We start from the raw sequence: 17026 nt of genomic DNA, 5'->3' as shown, positions 1-17026 counted from the left end.
CTGAGCGCGCTTCTGCGGAAGACAGGCCGCATGAAAAAGCTCGCCCTTCTCGCCGCACTCGTCGCCACACCTCTATCTGCACAGGACTCCGATCCGGCTGCCGGTGTTTCCGAAGCGCGCCTGCGCGCCGATATCGACACGCTGGTCGCTTTCGGCACGCGCCACACGCTGTCCGAACAGGACAATCCCAAGCGCGGTATCGGCGCTGCCGTGGATTGGGGCCTTGCCGAATTCCGCCGGATCGGCGCTGCCTGCGGCGATTGCCTCGACGTCGTGGCACCCGAAACCGTGGTCGAGGGCCGCCGCATTCCGCAGCCCACGCGACTGCGCAATGCCGTCGCTATCCAGCGCGGGACCGAGCGGCCGAACGAGGTTGTCATCGTCCAGGCGCATATCGACAGCCGCGGCTCCGACCCGCTCGACTGGAAGGTCGATGCGCCGGGCGCGAACGACGATGGCTCGGGCACCGTGCTCGTTCTCGAGGCGGCGCGGCAGCTGTCGCAGCGCAGCTATCCCGTCACCATCGTCTACGCGTTGCTGTCGGGCGAAGAGCAGGGCCTCTACGGCGGGCGTCTGATGGCCGACTATGCCGCAGAGCAGGGTTGGGACGTGAAGGCCGTGCTCAACAACGATATCGTCGGCGGGTCCTGCGGCAGCGACGGCTATTGTGACGACGAGCACGTCCGCGTGTTCTCCGAAGGCCCGCGTGCCGACCTCACCGAAGAACTGCGCGCGGCCCAGCGGCGCGAAGGCGGCGAGAACGACACGCCGAGCCGCAACCTCTCCCGCTGGCTCGACGGTCTTGCCGACAAAGCCGAAGGCGGCCTCGACGTGCGCCAGATCTGGCGGACCGACCGCATGGGGCGGGGCGGGGACCAGATCCCATTCCTCGAGAAGGGCTATCCCGCCGTGCGCATCACCGTCGCGGTGGAGGATTACGAACACCAGCACCAGGACCTGCGCACCGAGGACGGCACGGTCTATGGCGATACGCCCGACGAGATGGATTTCCCCTATCTCGCCAAGGTGACGCAGTTCAACATCCGCGCGCTCGACAAGCTGGCGAGCACGCCCAAGCCGCCGGTCGTGACTGCCAATGCAGCGGTCCGCACCGACACGCTGATCGAATGGCAGGGCGTAAAGGGCGCCAGCTATTACCTCGTCGGCAAGCGCCGGACAGACGAGCCCGCATGGCGCGAAGACCAGGTAGCGATCATGACCTCTGAGCTTCCTGTCGGGGAGGGCACCCCCATGGAAGAGCGCAAGCTCAGCCATGTCGAGCCGGTGCGCGGCGACGACTGGATCTTCGGTGTGGCCGCCTGCTCTTCGGGCGGGGCCTGCAGCCCCTTCGCCAGCGCCGTGCCCGCCGGACAATTCGCACCAATTGCTGCGGCAGAGGGTGAAACCGAGTAAGCGCGTCCCCATATGGCGCGCATGAAAAAACATAACAGGACAGGGCGCCCGCAGGGGCTGCCCTCCAAGACACAGATACTCGAATTCATCCAGGGCTCGCCGACACCGGCGGGCAAGCGCGAAATCGCCAAGGCGTTCGGCCTCAAGGGGCAGGAAAAGATCGCGCTGAAGAAGCGTCTCAAGGACATGGCCGAAGAAGGCCTCATCGACGGCAAGCGCACCGCCTATCATCGTATGGGCGGCGTGCCGAAGGTCACCGTGCTCAAGGTCGTCGAGATCGAGGACGGCGCGCCCGTTGCCGTGCCCGAGAACTGGGAGACCGACGGCGGACAGAAACCGCCGCGTCTCGTGGTCAAGGAAAGCAAGAAGCTGGCCGCATTGAAGCGCGGCGATCGTTTCCTCGCCCGCACCGAAGAGACCGAGCGCGGGTGGATCGCCCATCCGATGAAGAAGCTCCCGGCCCGCACCGAAGGGCTGATGGGCGTCGTCGAGATGGACGGCGGCGGGAAGCCGTGGCTCGCCCCGGTAGACAAGCGCGTGCGCGAAAGCGCGCCCATCGGCGACCTTGGCGAAGCAAAGGAAGGCGAGCTCGTCCTTGCCGAGCGCATGGGCAAGAGCCCGCGCGCCAAGGTCAAGGTCATCGAAGTCATCGGCGACCCGTTGGCGCCCAAGAGCTTCAGCCTCATCGCCATTGCCAAGCACGGCATCCCGCACATCTTTCCCGATGGCGCGCTGGAAGAGGCGAACGCCGTCTCCGACCTGCCGCTGAGCGCGGACCAGCGCGAAGACCTGCGCGACGTGCCGATCGTCGCCATCGACCCCGCCGACGCCCGCGACCATGACGATGCCATCTGGGCCGAACCAGACGACAAGGGCGGTTACCGCGCGATTGTGGCGATTGCCGATGTCAGCTTCTACGTCCGCCCTGGCGGCGCGCTCGACCGCGAGGCGAGGAAGCGCGGCAACTCAGTCTATTTCCCTGACCGCGTCGTGCCGATGCTCCCCGAAATCCTCAGCGCCAACGTCTGTTCGCTCGTCGAGGGTGAGGACCGCGCGGCGATGGCCTGCCACATGCGCATCGACAAGGACGGCAAGGTCACCGACTGGCGCTTCACCCGCGCCATCGTCCGCATTTCGGCCAACATCGCCTACGAGGACGCGCAGAAGGCCATCGACGACGGCAGCGCCGACGATGTGCTCAGGAACCTGTGGGGCGCGTGGAAGCTGCTCCACCGGGCACGCGTGGCACGCGACCCGCTCGACCTCGAACTGCCCGAACGGCAGGTGCGCCTCAACGATGCGGGCCAGATCGAGGAAATCGCCGTGCGCGAACGCCTCGATGCGCACCGCGTGGTGGAAGACTTCATGATCGCTGCCAACGTCGCTGCGGCCAAGGCGCTGGAAGCGAAGAAGGCACCCGTCGTCTACCGCATCCATGAAACCCCGAGCCGCGAGAAGCTGACCGCGTTCAAGGACTACCTTGCCACGCAGGGCCGCAATTTCGCCCTGGGCCAGGTAATCACGCCCGGCCTGTTTAACCGCATGCTGAAGGACATTGCCGATCCGGCCGAGAAGGCGCTGATCATGGAGGCCGTCCTGCGCAGCCAGACGCAGGCCTATTACGGACCGGCCAATGCGGGCCACTTCGGCCTGGCGCTGGGCAGCTACGCGCATTTCACATCACCCATCCGCCGCTATGCCGACCTGCTCGTCCACCGCGCGCTGGTCGATGCATACAAGCTGGAACAGCCGCGGCCGAAGAACCATGACATCCCGGAAAGCTCCGGCCTGTCGGACCGTGACCGGACCGCGCTCAGCCAGATCACCGATGCCATCAGCCAGACCGAACGCCGTGCGATGGAGGCAGAGCGCGATACCATCGACCGCTATGTCGCCGCATGGCTATCGGGCCGCGTGGGCGAGGTGTTCGACACCCGGATTACCGGCGTGCAGGGCTTCGGTTTCTTCGCCACGATCGAGAAGCTGGGCGGCGACGGGCTGGTGCCCGTTTCAACGCTCGGCCGCGAATATTTCAGCTATGACGAAGCCGCGCAGAAACTGACCGGTGAAAGCTCGGGCACGACCTATGCCGTGGGCGACAGGCTCAAGCTCAAACTGGCAGAGGCGAATGCACTGACCGGTGCGCTCAAGTTCGAGGTGCCCGACAGCGACGGCGCGCCGATCGAACGGCGCGGCGAACGTCCTGCGCCCAAGAAGAAACCGTTCGTGAAGGGGCAGGGCGCCCCGCGCCAGAAGCATTCGCAGGGCCAGCGAGGGCGACCCAAGAATATCCGGCACCAGGGGCGCGGCAAGAAGCGCTAACCCAGCGCGTCGATCTGTTCGCGCGTCAGCGATCCGGGCACGATGTAGAGCGGGCAGGGCAGCTCGCTCGCCCGGGCGGAGAAATGCTGCACCAGCGGATCCTTGCCGCCGGCCTTGGCCGTGCCGAGGACGAGCGCGGCAACTTCGCCGTGTTCCTCGAGGTACTTGTTGATAACATCGGCAGGCGCACCGGGCCGCACGGCGATGACCGGCATCTTGCCCATTTCTGCAAAGATATTGCCGGCGGCATTGTTGGCCATGACCTCGGCGCGTTCGCGCGCTTCCTGCTCGATCGTCGCCTGCACACCTCCGAAAGCGTTGAAAGTCTGCTGCGGCACGAGGGCGAGGATATGCACCGATCCGCCCGTCTGCTGCGCCCGCAGCGAGGCAAAGCGCAGCGCCCGCTGCGCTTCCTCGGTCTCGTCCATCACCACCAGATAAACGCGCATGCCCCGGCTCCCCTCTCGCACGCGTGGGTTATCCGCTAATTCGTATTCTGCGCAAGGACCTTGCGATGCGGCTGCGATTTGGCCAGAGGTCGCAGCAACAGTATTTCCAGCGAGGACGTAACGTCAGCACATGCCCACGCCGATCAAGATGCCCGCCCTTTCGCCCACCATGGAAGAAGGCACGCTCGCCAAATGGCTGGTGAAGCCGGGCGACAAGGTCGAAGCGGGCGACATCATGGCCGAGATCGAGACCGACAAGGCGACGATGGAATTCGAAGCCGTGGACGAAGGCACGATTGCCTCGATCATGGTCGATGAAGGCACCGAAGGCGTGAAGGTCGGCACGGTCATCGCCATGCTCGCCGAAGAGGGCGAGGATGTGGATGATGCAGCATCTGCGGCTCCTTCTGGTGATGCTCCCAAGGAAGAACCCAAGGCCGCAGAAGCTCCTGCTGCTGCACCCGCACCTGCTCCGGCACCTGCCGCGGCTGCACCCAAAGCCGCTGGCGACCGCATCCTTGCCTCGCCGCTCGCCAAGCGCATTGCCGAACAGAAGGGCGTCGACCTTGCAGGCGTGAAGGGCAGCGGCCCCAATGGCCGTATCGTCAAGGCGGACGTCGAGGGTGCGAGCCCCGGCGCAGCTCCGGCCAAGGCCGATGCGGCGGCTCCCGCGCCTGCTCCGGCAAAGCCTGCGACGCTCGGCGGCGATCTCGATGCGCCTTACGAAGCGCAGAAGCTCAACAATGTCCGCAAGGTCATCGCGCGCCGCCTGACCGAGGCGAAGCAGACCATCCCGCACATCTACCTCACCGTGGACGTGCGCTTGGACGCACTGCTCAAGCTGCGCGGCGAACTCAACAAGAGCCTGGAGGCAGACGGCGTGAAGCTGTCGGTCAATGACCTGCTGATCAAGGCACTCGCCCGCGCGATGCAGCGCGTCCCCAAGTGCAACGTCAGCTTCCAGGGCGACGAGCTGTTCCAGTACACGCGCGAGGATATCTCGGTCGCTGTGGCCGCACCTTCGGGCCTGATCACGCCGATCATCCGCGATGCGGGCCGCAAGGGCCTCGCGCAGATCAGCACCGAGATGAAGGAGCTGGCTGGCAAGGCCAAGGACGGCAAGCTACAGCCGCATGAATTCCAGGGCGGCACTGCCTCGCTCTCCAACCTCGGCATGTTCGGCACCAAGCAGTTCGACGCGGTGATCAATCCACCGCAGGCGATGATCCTCGCCGTCGGCGCTGGCGAGCAGCGCCCCTGGGTGATCGACGGCGCACTGGGCGTCGCCACCGTGATGAGCGCGACCGGCAGCTTCGACCACCGCGCCATCGACGGTGCGGACGGCGCGCAGCTGATGGAGGCCTTCAAGCAGCTGTGCGAAAACCCGATGGGGCTGGTGGTTTGAGACTGTTGGTCGAAATCGGCCGCTTCATCGTAATTGCCCTTGCGGTTGCAATCGCCATTCCGTCGGCCTTCCTGGCCGTTTCCCTGGCGATGAGCGAGCCGTTCTCCTTCGAAGCGTTCTTCGGCCTGGGAGCGATCGCCTTAGTCATGGCAGTGACCGGCGGCATATTTATCGGCCTCCCAGCCTTATGGTTCGCAAGGCTCCATCGGTGGGATCACGAAATTCGCAAGTTGGCCTTGTTCGGTTGCATTGCTGGCGCAGCCGGTGGCTTCGTGATGAGTATCTTTTTCTGGCAAGGCAGTTGGGATCTCATAAATAGCGGGGTGCACTTCTGGATTGGAATGGGTGCGCTTGCCGGACTCGTTGCCTCAGTCCTCTGGTATTGGCTCCACCTTGGTGATGCCGAAAGAGCGCATCATGGCTGACCGCTCCCCCCTAATCCGCGTCACGGCCATGCCGACCGACCTCAACCCCTATGGCGGGGTGTTCGGCGGGTGGCTGATGAGCCAGATGGCGCTTGGCGCAGGCTCGCTCGCCAGTCGCGAGGGGAAGGGCAAGGCGGTGGTCGTCTCGGCAAACGATTTCGCCTTCCCCGGCGCGATGCAGGTGGGCGACGAACTGTCGGTCTATTGCGAGATCGCGGCGACCGGAAACACCTCGCTCACCATCAGTGCGGAAGCCATCGGCCGCGAACGCAACGGCGAAGCCGAGACCAAGGTGGCGCAGGGCACGTTCAAGTTCGTCCTGCTCGACGAGAACAACCGCCCCCGCGCGGTGTCGGGGCAATGGGCATGAGCGCTGTCCTACACACCGCGCCCCGTGGCATGAATGGCCGCATGACCGCGCGCTATTTTCACCCGAATACCTATTCCGTTTCCCCTCGCACGTCCGGGCGGCTTTTTAGTGCCAGGACCGTGTTCCAAGTGTTCCATCCTGTCGGACCAACCGAAGGCTAAATCCAAATGGCTACCAACTACGACGTCATCGTTCTCGGCTCCGGACCCGGCGGCTATGTCGCCGCGATCCGCTGTGCGCAGCTGGGTCTGAAGACCGCCATCGTCGAACGCGAACTGCTCGGTGGCATCTGCCTCAACTGGGGCTGCATCCCGACCAAGGCGCTGCTGCGCTCGGCCGAGATCAAGCACTACATGGAACACGCCGCATCCTACGGCCTCAAGGTCGCGGGCAAGATCGAGGCGGACCTCGACGCGGTCGTGAAGCGCAGCCGCGGCGTCGCCAAGCAGCTTAACCAGGGCGTCACGCACCTGATGAAGAAGAACAAGATCACGGTGCACATGGGCGAGGGGCAGCTGACCGGCCCGACCAGCCTCACCGTGAAGGGCGAGAAGGGCGAGGAAAAGCTCACTGCAAAGCACGTGATCGTCGCCACCGGCGCGCGCGCCCGCGACCTGCCTTTCGCACCTGCCGACGGCAAGCGCGTGTGGACCTATCGCCACGCCATGACTCCGGCCGAAATGCCCAAGAAGCTGCTCGTGATCGGATCGGGCGCGATCGGGATCGAGTTCGCCAGCTTCTACAACGACATGGGCGTCGATGTGACCGTGGTCGAAATGCTCGACCGGATCGTGCCGGTGGAAGACAAGGACGTGTCCGCCTTCCTCGAAAAGAGCCTGACCAAGCAGGGCATGACGATCATGACCGGCGCGGGCGTCGAAGCGCTCGGCGTGTCGGACAAGGGCGTGAAGGCCAAGATCAAGGCCAAGGACGGCAAGGTTGCCGAGACCGAGTTCAGCCACTGCATCGTTGCGATTGGCATCGTCCCGAATACCGAGAACGTGGGCCTCGAAAAGCTGGTCGAAATGGACCGCGGTTTCATCCAGATCGATCCCTATGGCCGCACCAAGTCGAAAGGCCTCTGGGCCATCGGCGACTGCACGCCGGGACCGTGGCTTGCGCACAAGGCGAGCCATGAAGGCGTCACGACTGCGGAGGCAATCGCCAAGGAACTCGGCAACAAGGATGTCCATCCGCACCCGCTCGACCGCGGCAACATCCCGGGCTGCACCTATTGCCACCCGCAGATCGCCAGCGTCGGCCTGACGGAAGAGAAGGCCAAGGAAGCCGGCTATACCGTCAAGGCGGGCACCTTCCCTTTCATCGGCAACGGCAAGGCCATCGCGCTGGGTGAGGCGGAAGGCTTCGTGAAGACCGTGTTCGATGCGAAGACCGGCGAACTCCTCGGCGCGCACATGGTCGGCGCGGAAGTGACCGAGATGATCCAGGGCTTCGTCGTCGGCAAGACGCTGGAGACGACCGAAGCGGAACTGATGAACACAGTGTTCCCGCACCCCACCATCAGCGAAAGCATGCACGAGAGCGTGCTTGCTAGCTACGGCAGGGCGCTGCATATCTGACAGCCGCAGGATCGGGGAGGGGAGATAAGCTGATGCGCGATATCGAGGTCAGCTTCCCCGCTCAATGCTCGCAAAGCTGGGATGCGATGGAGCCGCGCGGCTGCAACCGTCACTGCGCCGCCTGCGACCAGACCATTCACGACCTTTCCGAAGTCGGTTTCGACGAAGCTCTGAACCTGCTCGAGGCAGAAGCCTGCGTCAGGGCCAGGATAACCGCCGATGGCTCGGTGACCCTTGCCGGGAATGCCAACCGCCGCTTGTTCGCCGCCGTCGCCGCTCCGCTAGGCCTCGCGCTTGCCGCCTGCAGCACGACCGGTCTCGACGAGGTTACCCCGCGCTACGAGATCACCGGGAAGGCGAAATACCCGGAATTCGGATCCGTTGCCGTCCTGACCGATCCGGCAGGACGCGAATGGCGCCGGAACCTGGATTCCAAGGGCGCCTTCCGGTTCTCCAACCTCCATGCCACCACATACAGCCTGACGATCGAACGCAATTGCGGTGAGCCCATCGAAGTGGGAGAAGTGGTTGTCCGCGAGGATGACGTTGGACTTTCCGAACTCGACTGGCCGCAAGCCGAAGACTGCATCATCATCGGCGTGTTCCGGCGTGCCGACCCCAGGGCGGCTGGCTGATATAGGGCGCATAGTGTGACCGGTTTCCTGATCCTCGCCTTCCTGATCCTCGTTGCGGGGGTCGTTGCCGTGCCGCTGGCGAGCCGGTTCGGGCTCGGCTCGATGCTCGGCTACCTTCTCGCCGGCATGGCGATCAGTCCGGTGCTGGGCGCGCTGAATGTCGATGTGGAGGCACTGCAGGTCTTCGCCGAATTCGGGGTGGTGATGATGCTGTTCATCATCGGCCTCGAGATGGAGCCAAAGCGGCTGTGGGCGATGCGCGGCAAGCTGCTGGGCCTTGGCGGCGGGCAGGTCGTGCTGACTACGCTCGCCATCATGGGAATTGCCCTGATCGATGCCCAGCCATGGCAGACAGCGCTGGCGATCGGCATGGTCCTCGCGCTCTCTTCGACCGCGATCATCGTCCAGACCCTGACCGAGAAGAACCTGTTGCGCAGCGAAGGCGGGGAAGCCAGCTTCTCGGTGCTGCTGGTACAGGACGTCGCGGTCATCCCGATCCTGGCGCTGCTGCCCGTGCTGGCCATGCCGGAGCTCTACGCAAGCGGTGCGGGTCATAGCCAAGAAGGCCATGGCGGGCTGGACCTCACGGCAAACATGTCGGTGTGGCTCGCCGCCCTGTCACGTATCGCGGCGGTGGCGGCGGTCGTCGGCATTGGCATTTACGCCATCCGCCCGCTGTTCCGCTACATCGCCGCGGCGAACCTGCGCGAACTGTTCACGGCTGCCGCTCTCGTGGTGGTCATTGGAATTGCCCTGCTCATGTCGCTTGTCGGCCTGTCGCCCGCGCTTGGTGCCTTTGTGGCAGGCGTCGTCCTCGCCACGAGCGAGTACCGGCACGAACTGGAAAGCGACATCAACCCCTTCAAGGGCCTGCTCCTCGGCCTCTTTTTCATCACTGTAGGGGCAGGCATCGACTTCGTGCTGGCCCAGCAGGTCTGGCAGGACGTAGTCTTCTGGGCGGCCGTCACCATCGCGGCGAAGCTGGCCGTGCTGTTCATAGTGGGTTGGCTTTACGGCCTCAGGCGGCAGGCGCTCTGGCTGTTCTGTCTCAGCCTTCCGCAAGCGGGCGAGTTCGCCTTCGTGCTTATTGCGTTCGCGGTTGCCAATGCTGTCTTCGAACCTGAATTCGCGGAACTCTTGCTGCTCATCGTGGCGCTCACCATGCTGGTCACGCCGCTACTGTTCATCCTCTACGACAAGCTAATCGCGCATGCCTATTGCACGGGCGACGAACTGGAAGCGGATACGATCGACGAAGAGAATCCCGTGATTATCGCGGGAAGGGGCAGGGTAGGCGGCATCGTCGACCGCATGCTGCAAGCTGCGGGTCACTCCACCACCGTCATCGACTACGACAGCCACCAGCTGGAAATCGTCCGCAAGTTTGGCTTCCGCACCTATTTCGGCGATGCGACGAGGCCGGACCTGCTGCACTCCGCCGGCATCGACAAAGCCCGGCTGCTCGTCGTCGCGATGGACGAGCGCGAGCAAATCGACAAGCTCGTGAAATACGCGACCAAGCATTATCCGAAGCTGCACGTCATCGCGCGCGCGATCGATCGCAACCATGTCTACGAGCTATGGGCCTATGGCTGCCGCGACATCATACGCGAAACCTATGACAGCAGCCTGCGCATGGGCCGCTCCGCCTTCGAGGCGCTCGGCATGGACCGGCAGCAGGCCCAGGCTGCGACCGACGCCTTCGAGGAAATGGATCGCAGGTTCATGCCCGAGGTGGCCAGTCTCTATCGTCTGGACATCCCGTATCACGAGAACGAGCCGCTGATGCAGCGGGTCAAGGAACTGCGCAGCGAATGGGATCCGATCCTCACCGCGCAGATGGATGAAATCCTCAAGAGGGGCAAATGACCGACAAGGAAGAGCGCGGCACCCACCTGTACGTCCCCGATAGCCGTAATGAAAACGTCTGGATCGATATCAACGGCGAACACTTCCGCCGGCCCGATGCGAAGATCAGCGTGTTCGACAGCGGTTTCATGCTGGGTGACGGCGTGTGGGAAGGCATCCGGATGCATGGCGGACGCTTCGCCTTCCTCGACCGCCATTTCGACCGGTTGTGGCGGGGCGCGAAGGCAATCCTGATGGACCTTGGCGTCTCGCGCGAACAGCTGGAAGCACGGCTCTACGCCGTCTGCGATGCGAATGGCATGACCGAAGATGGCGTGCATGTCCGCCTGATGTGCACGCGCGGTATCCGCTCGACGCCCTACCAGGACCCGCGTGTGGTCGTGTCGCCCGCGACCATCGTGATCATACCGGAATGGAAGGAGCCCGCGCCCGAAACCGCAACCCGCATGCTGCGCCTCGCAACGGTCCATGTTCGCCGCGGATACCCCGACGTGCAGGACCCGATGCTGAATTCGCACAGCAAGCTCAATTGCATCACGGCGTGCATCCAGGCAGCGCAAGCGGGTGCCGACGAAGGGCTGATGCTGGACCCGCACGGCTTCGTCGCGACCTGCAATTCCACTCACTTCTTCATCGTGAAGGACGGGGAGATCTGGACCTCCAGCGGCGACTACTGCCTCGACGGCATCACGCGGGGCATGGTCATCGAAGTCGCACGCGAGGCAGGCATTACCGTACGCGAGCGTAATTTCTCGCTGACGCATGTCTACGGTGCGGAGGAAGCTTTCACGACCGGCACGTTCGCCGGCGTTGCTCCGGTGGGACAGATCGACGGAAGGGTGCTTGGCACCCAGCGCGGGCCGATGGTGGAACGCCTCCAGAAGCTGTACCTCGCGCGGCTGGCTGCGGACACGATGGGCAGGGCGCGCACGTGACCATCCGCATCGCCATGTGGTCAGGACCGCGCAACATCTCGACCGCGATGATGCGCAGCTTCGGCGCCCGACCGGATACCTACGTGAGCGACGAACCCTTCTACGGTGCCTACCTGAAGGAAACCGGCGATCCCCAACCCATGGCCGATGCGGTAATCGCCGATATGGACTGCGACTGGGAATCCGTCGCCGAAGCGATGCGGTGCGAAAGTCCGGACGGCAGTCCGATCTGGTACCAGAAGCACATGCCTCATCACATGGAAGGCCCGGTCGATATTCGGGACTTCCCCGAGACGAGGCACGCCTTCCTCATCCGGGATCCACGCCGTGTAGCGGCAAGCTATGCCAACAAGCGGACTTCGATCCGGCCCGAGCATCTCGGGGTGACACGACAGCGATTGTACTTCGAGATGGAAGCCGACCGGCTGGGTTACGCACCGCCGGTAGTCGACACGAGCGACATCCTCGACAATCCCGGAGGCCTTCTTTCTAAGCTGTGCGAAAAGCTGGGCATCGAATGGGATCCGGCAATGTTGTCCTGGACGAAAGGACCACATCCGGAAGACGGGATCTGGGGTGCTCACTGGTATGACAAGGTGAATGCCTCGACCGGGTTTGGCTCACCCCCTGGCGGCCTTCCCGATCTCGCTCCGGAGTTTGAAGCGGTGGCCGAAGCATGTCGATCAGATTACGAAGCATTGGCGGCACATCGACTGAACGTTTAACATCTCGGCGTCTTTTCCCGACTGTTCGTCTCAACCCCAAACACCTCGAAGCGCCCAGCGCGTTCCACGTGCAAAGGAGATTTGCTGTGGAATACGAAATCGGCGACGATCCTCAGGGTAGACCGAGCAACAGGGATGAGGGCGCAAGACGTGACGGAGGGTTGGTCGAAGACCACATCGCGCTTCGGAACCAGTCGAGCGTGCGCCCCGAGGATTACCCGCGCGAGCAGCGCGAGGATCAATCTCTGGTGCAGTTGGGCGACGAATAAGGTTTCTGACGCCTACTCCCTGAAGGCGTTTTCCTTCAGCCAGGTTATCGGCGTGAAGAGGTACGACAGGATCGAGCGCTCCTCGCCCAGGAGGCTGACATTGGCCACCATGCCGGGTCCGATGTCGAGAGGGTCGCCGTTCTGGTCTTTCAGCACCTCTGTCGTCCTAACCTCAACGGTATAGAAGCTTTCGCCCGTCTCTTCGTTTACGACGGCATCGGGCGAAATCGACGTTACGGTTCCGGCCATTTTGCCGAAGATCGCTGGATTGTAGGCGGTGATTTCCACGAAGGCGCGCTGGCCGAGACCTACATTGGCAATGTCCTGCGGGCGCACCATGGCCTCAATATAGAGAGCATCGTCGGTCGGCACGATCTCCACGATCGGCTCGCCCGAACCGACGCTTCCGCCCACAGTGGTGACGAACACACGGTTCACCCGCCCGGTCATGGGAGCACGGATCACCGTACGGTCGACCCTGTCCTCAAGGCCGGGGAGGGACATCTTCTGCACCGAAAGATCCGCCTGCGCCTGCGAAAGTTCCATGCCCGCACGACTGCGCCAATCGCTGACCTGCTGCGCCAGCGCCGCCTGTGCCTCGGCGATGCTCGATTGGGACCGGGCGAGGGAGGCCCTTGCCGCGGCTACCTCGCTGGCAGCGATCTGGGCCGCGTTCTCGGCCTGAATGAGCTCAATCTCCGGCACGATCCTTTGGGCCGCAAGGGGCCGCAGCATTTCCAGCTCTCGGTTTGCCGTGACGAGATTGGACTCGCGTGCAGCAAGGATCGACTGTGCTTCCGCAACCGAACGCTGCGCCTGGACGACACGTGCCTGTCCGGCAGACCGGAGGCTGCTCAGTTCCGCAGAACGCGCCGAATGGAGCGAGCGTTCGATAGTCACCTGGCTGTCGGGCAAACTGCCATATTCCGGCGCACCGCCGCTGACTTCGGCACGCAGCCTCGCGATACGAGCTTCCAGAGCATCGACGCTGGCTTCCGAACTGCCAAGCGCAGATCCGGTAATCGCGGGGTTCAGGCGGACGAGGACCTGACCGCGCCTGACGTCCTGTCCGGCAGTCACAAGGATCTGTTCCACCACGCCGCCTTCGAGGTTCGAGGCGACCTGCAGCTTGGAACTGGGCACTACGCGGCCTGACGCCCGTACTGTCCTTTCCACGGTAGCAAAGGCAGCCCAAACAACCGCGATCAGCGTGAACGCGGCAATCGACCACAGGATCAGGTTGGACGATTTCTTCGCCTTGAGCTCCTGCTCTTCGAATTCCTCTTCCTCGCCCAGGAGGCTGCTCGTTATCTTGGAGAACGCGTTCATCGTGCCGCTATCCTTGTCACCTTGCGCGTGATGTCTTCAGGGGTGCCGTCCATCGCCACCCGCCCGCGCGACATGAGAATGACCCGGTCCACCAGGCCGAGGAGGGATGGGCGGTGCGTGATCAGGATCAGCGTCCGCCCTTGGAATTCGTGGCGCAGATTGTTCATCAGCAGTGCCTCTGTCTCGGTATCGACTGCCGATGTCGGCTCGTCGAACACGAGGATGGGCGGCTGCCCCACGAGTGCCCGCGCCATCGCGATGGCCTGCCGCTGCCCGCCGGAAAGTCCCGAACCGCGGTCTGCCAGCCTGAGGTCGTATCCGTTCGGCATGCGCGAGATGAAGTCGTGGGCATGGCTAAGCTTGGCAGCCCTGATCATCTCCTCGTCATCGGCATCAGGACGGCCGAGCATGATGTTCTCGCGGATGGTACCGGTAAGCAGGGCATTATCCTGCAGCAGCGCGCCTACTTTCGCACGTAGCGACTTGGGCGTTAGCTGCCGGATATCGGTGCCGTCGATCATGACCAGGCCGCTCGTGGGCGGGTAAAGCCCGATCAACAGCCGTGCGACGGTCGATTTGCCCGACCCGATCGGACCGATCAGGGCCACGTGCTCGCCCGGCCGGATGTTGAAGTTGACACCCGTCAGGGCCATTTCGGCTGCGCCCGGATAGCGGAAATCGACGTCCCTGAACTCTATCCCGCCTTCCAGTTTTGCGGGGGCAAGACCGAGGCCTTCGGGCCCTTCCGCGGGCATTTCCATCATCGCGTCGATCCGGCGATAGGCGGTGCGCGCTGCATGGATCCGCGTCAGCAGGACGGAAATCGCCCCGAGGGGTGCAACGGCACGCCCGGCCAGGATAGAACAGGCGATGAGGCCGCCCATCGTCAGCGACTGGTCGGCAATCGCAAAGACGCCGAAAATAACCATGCCCGTATAGGCCATGGTCTGTGCGCTACCAGCGACAGTAGTCGCGAGGTTGGCGGTCAGGCGCTGGCGCAGCGATACGCCGGCATGGCCTTTCATCGCCTCGTCCCAGCGCTTGCTCAGCATGTCGCCGGCATTCGACGACTTGACCGTTTCCAAACTGCCGATGGTCTCCACCAGCACGGCCTGTTTACCCAATGCTTCATCGAGGGCCTGCGACGAAAGCCGCCGCATGGCCGGCTGCGTGGCGAGTGCAGCCAAGATGACCACCGGGATCATCACCAAGGGCACCATGACCAGCCAACCACCGATCATGGCAATCACCAGCAGCGTAATGATGGTGAAGGGCACATCGACCATCGCTGTGATGGTGGCGGAGGCGAAGAAATCGCGCAGCGTCTCGATTTCACGGACCAGGCCCGCAAGGCCGCCGGTGGTGTGCCGGCTGAGGTCCAGGCGCAGGGCTAGGATACGCTCGAAAATGGCGCGGCCGATATCGCGGTCCACACGCGCACCGGCGATGTCCACGAAGTAAGATCGCAGGAGCTTCAGGACGAAATCGAAGACCAGGACAATGCCGAGCCCGATGGCAAGGCCGATCAAGCTTTCGGTCGCATTGTTCGGGACGATGCGATCGTAGACCGTCATCGTGAACAGGGCGGTGACAAGGGCGAAGCAATTGATCAGGAAGGCTGCGACGAGGACCCGCATGTAGAGCGGGCGGCTCTTCTTCAGCGGACCCGACAACCACGGCGCTATGCGCGGCTTCGGCCCATCCGATTCATGTTCCAGGTCTGCCAAGTCCAATCCTCCCCCCAATGAAAGGTCCGGCACCGCTGCCGCGATGGCAGCGATGCCGGTCCCGGACAGTTTCTCCTCAGGCGATGGCGATGGTCATGCCATCTCCCACCACGAGCGGATCATCTCCGATCGGTGCCACCATGAAGAGCCCGCTGTTCACTGCCTCGGACAATGCTGCCTGGAAGGCCGCGCTGTCCCCGTCGCCGGCGACAAAGAGGCCGTTCACCGTGCCGCTCTCGTTGTATTCCGCGAGTGCGTTGTGGATGTCCGCGCCGGAGTGATCGCTGTCGCCTTGCGGGGACTTCCAGCTGTTGTCGCTCGTCTTGATGCGCGAACCGGCCACGTAATCGTCGAAGGTTTCGCCAAGTTCGGAGACCTTGGGTGTGCCGTCGGCGAAGCTCTGCATCCAGTCGATGGCGTCATCGAGGTAATGCTTTGCCGTGCCTTCCGAACCGTCGCCCAGGCTGTTTCCGGCAAGGTAATTGAGCCAGGTCGCCACGACGTCGCGGCCCATCTTGGAGATGACGTCGTTGCCGCTCTTGGTCGATGCATCGACCAGGTCTTGGGCATCCTTGAGCGAGATGAAGAAGGTGTCTTCACCCGGATCCGTAACGCCATTCTTGTTATAGTCCCCGATCAGAAGTCCGACCTTCCCAGCACCGGCCTCGTCCAAGATGGAGCCATCGCCATCGCTATCGACCGGGATCGGGTCCTTGTCATTGCCATCACCGGGTCCGTCAGAATCCACCGCGTAGAGCAGGTCCTGGTTACCCTCGGCCTCCGGATCGCCATCGGGGAAGCCTTCACCGTCGTGCGCCTGGTTGTCGGCGATGCCGTCCCAGAACGTAAGGCCATTGTTCGGACCCTGCCAGAAGCCTGGGGTGCGGACGCCCGATCCCGGATCGTTGAGCCCGAAGTAATGTGCCGCATCGCTGTCGGACACACCTTGCGCGGTCGTGACCGTAACGGTGTTGATGTGCTGCCCGGCTTCGAACGGCATGGTGTAGTAGACATTGAGCGTCTCGCCCGGAGCGAGCTCGACAGTGTCCAGTACGCCGTCGGCATTGACATCGTTGAGGTTCCAATCCTCGTTCGCATCCCGCGATCCGTTGTCGTTGAGATCAACCCAGGCATCGATCGAGGGATCGGCGTAGTTGAGCTCTCCGGCGAAGATGGATCCTCCCGGTGACGACAGGATATCGCTGAAGTCGAGTGCAGTCAGCGTGACGTTGCCGATATTGGCTACTGATACGAGGAAGTAGATTGGCGTATTGGCCGTCGTCGCCTGAGGTCCTGTCGGACTGTCGTGATCGTCGAGTACGGGATCGAAGGTGTTGCCGCTGATCGAAACAAGCTTCTCGACGTCGATTGCAGGCTCCCAGCACACGTCGACACTTGCGTCGTCCGAGGATTCTTCAGCCGCATCTCCCGAGGCTACCGAGACAGCATTGGCGGTCGCGGTATTAACGATAGGCTTGTTGGCGTCGACGTCGGCCTGGGTCACCACGTACTGCGCGGTGTAGGTCCAGGTCTCGTTGACATCGAGCTCGCCGTCGGCATCGGTATCGCCGCT

At 63.5% G+C, this 17026-nt stretch carries 15 protein-coding genes; 11 read left to right on the top strand and 4 right to left on the bottom strand.

What is annotated here, in order from left to right:
* Positions 1-30 precede the first annotated feature (30 nt).
* Together LC083_RS13290 and rnr are read left to right on the top strand one after the other, a co-directional pair.
* On the top strand, positions 31-1413 hold the full coding sequence (locus LC083_RS13290; protein WP_226700826.1) for a M20/M25/M40 family metallo-hydrolase: 1383 nt from the start codon (positions 31-33) through the stop codon (positions 1411-1413).
* 12 nt (positions 1414-1425) lie between these two features.
* Positions 1426-3735, top strand: a complete 2310-nt coding sequence (gene rnr / locus LC083_RS13285) for a ribonuclease R (RefSeq protein WP_226700825.1) — start codon at positions 1426-1428, stop codon at positions 3733-3735.
* Here the strand turns inward: rnr and LC083_RS13280 are convergent.
* Positions 3732-4184, bottom strand: a complete 453-nt coding sequence (locus tag LC083_RS13280; protein WP_160607111.1) for a universal stress protein — start codon at positions 4182-4184, stop codon at positions 3732-3734. The genes rnr and LC083_RS13280 overlap by 4 nt on opposite strands.
* Positions 4185-4314: 130 nt before the next feature.
* On the opposite strand from LC083_RS13280, the gene LC083_RS13275 reads away from it, so the two are divergent.
* From LC083_RS13275 to LC083_RS13235, 9 genes are all read left to right on the top strand, one after another.
* Entirely contained in the window at positions 4315-5589 is a 1275-nt protein-coding gene (locus LC083_RS13275) for a pyruvate dehydrogenase complex dihydrolipoamide acetyltransferase (RefSeq protein WP_226700824.1), read from the top strand.
* 5 nt (positions 5590-5594) lie between these two features.
* Complete coding sequence (locus LC083_RS13270) at positions 5595-6014, top strand: hypothetical protein (protein ID WP_226700823.1); 420 nt, start codon at positions 5595-5597, stop codon at positions 6012-6014.
* Positions 6007-6384, top strand: coding sequence for an acyl-CoA thioesterase (locus LC083_RS13265; RefSeq protein ID WP_226700822.1), 378 nt, complete (start codon positions 6007-6009; stop codon positions 6382-6384). The genes LC083_RS13270 and LC083_RS13265 overlap by 8 nt, the downstream gene beginning before the upstream one ends.
* Positions 6385-6551: 167 nt before the next feature.
* A complete protein-coding gene (gene lpdA / locus LC083_RS13260) occupies positions 6552-7964 on the top strand; it encodes a dihydrolipoyl dehydrogenase (RefSeq protein WP_226700821.1) in 1413 nt (470 codons plus the stop codon).
* A 32-nt stretch (positions 7965-7996) separates the two neighbouring features.
* Positions 7997-8599, top strand: a complete 603-nt coding sequence (locus LC083_RS13255) for a carboxypeptidase-like regulatory domain-containing protein (RefSeq protein WP_226700820.1) — start codon at positions 7997-7999, stop codon at positions 8597-8599.
* A gap of 15 nt (positions 8600-8614) precedes the next feature.
* On the top strand, positions 8615-10468 hold the full coding sequence (locus LC083_RS13250; protein WP_226700819.1) for a cation:proton antiporter: 1854 nt from the start codon (positions 8615-8617) through the stop codon (positions 10466-10468).
* Positions 10465-11403 (top strand): aminotransferase class IV, encoded by a 939-nt coding sequence (locus LC083_RS13245; RefSeq protein ID WP_226700818.1) that lies wholly within the window; start codon positions 10465-10467, stop codon positions 11401-11403. Before LC083_RS13250 ends, LC083_RS13245 begins: the two co-directional genes overlap by 4 nt.
* On the top strand, positions 11400-12128 hold the full coding sequence (locus LC083_RS13240; RefSeq protein ID WP_226700817.1) for a sulfotransferase: 729 nt from the start codon (positions 11400-11402) through the stop codon (positions 12126-12128). The genes LC083_RS13245 and LC083_RS13240 overlap by 4 nt, the downstream gene beginning before the upstream one ends.
* Before the next feature lie 86 nt (positions 12129-12214).
* On the top strand, positions 12215-12397 hold the full coding sequence (locus LC083_RS13235) for a hypothetical protein (RefSeq protein ID WP_226700816.1): 183 nt from the start codon (positions 12215-12217) through the stop codon (positions 12395-12397).
* Between the two features lie 12 nt (positions 12398-12409).
* Here LC083_RS13235 and LC083_RS13230 read toward each other — a convergent pair whose 3' ends face one another.
* The 3 genes from LC083_RS13230 to LC083_RS13220 form a co-directional block, all read right to left on the bottom strand.
* Complete coding sequence (locus LC083_RS13230; protein ID WP_226700815.1) at positions 12410-13726, bottom strand: HlyD family type I secretion periplasmic adaptor subunit; 1317 nt, start codon at positions 13724-13726, stop codon at positions 12410-12412.
* A complete protein-coding gene (locus LC083_RS13225) occupies positions 13723-15453 on the bottom strand; it encodes a type I secretion system permease/ATPase (RefSeq protein WP_226700814.1) in 1731 nt (576 codons plus the stop codon). Before LC083_RS13225 ends, LC083_RS13230 begins: the two co-directional genes overlap by 4 nt.
* 76 nt (positions 15454-15529) lie before the next feature.
* A partial coding sequence (locus tag LC083_RS13220; RefSeq protein ID WP_226700813.1) for a hypothetical protein occupies positions 15530-17026 on the bottom strand: 1497 nt, incomplete at its 5' end.

Origin of the sequence: Qipengyuania gaetbuli (genome assembly GCF_020524765.1) — a bacterium.
In the GTDB taxonomy this organism is placed as follows: domain Bacteria; phylum Pseudomonadota; class Alphaproteobacteria; order Sphingomonadales; family Sphingomonadaceae; genus Qipengyuania; species Qipengyuania gaetbuli_A.
This window is presented reverse-complemented; position numbering and strand designations above follow the sequence as displayed.

Bases quoted from the DNA above. Each gene is read 5' to 3' on its own strand.
- LC083_RS13290 (WP_226700826.1), top strand. From the start codon at position 31: ATGAAAAAGCTCGCCCTTCTCGCCGCACTCGTCGCCACACCTCTATCT.
- rnr (WP_226700825.1), top strand. From the start codon at position 1,426: ATGGCGCGCATGAAAAAACATAACAGGACAGGGCGCCCGCAGGGGCTG.
- LC083_RS13280 (WP_160607111.1), bottom strand. From the start codon at position 4,184: ATGCGCGTTTATCTGGTGGTGATGGACGAGACCGAGGAAGCGCAGCGG.
- LC083_RS13275 (WP_226700824.1), top strand. From the start codon at position 4,315: ATGCCCACGCCGATCAAGATGCCCGCCCTTTCGCCCACCATGGAAGAA.
- LC083_RS13265 (WP_226700822.1), top strand. From the start codon at position 6,007: ATGGCTGACCGCTCCCCCCTAATCCGCGTCACGGCCATGCCGACCGAC.
- lpdA (WP_226700821.1), top strand. From the start codon at position 6,552: ATGGCTACCAACTACGACGTCATCGTTCTCGGCTCCGGACCCGGCGGC.
- LC083_RS13255 (WP_226700820.1), top strand. From the start codon at position 7,997: ATGCGCGATATCGAGGTCAGCTTCCCCGCTCAATGCTCGCAAAGCTGG.
- LC083_RS13245 (WP_226700818.1), top strand. From the start codon at position 10,465: ATGACCGACAAGGAAGAGCGCGGCACCCACCTGTACGTCCCCGATAGC.
- LC083_RS13230 (WP_226700815.1), bottom strand. From the start codon at position 13,726: ATGAACGCGTTCTCCAAGATAACGAGCAGCCTCCTGGGCGAGGAAGAG.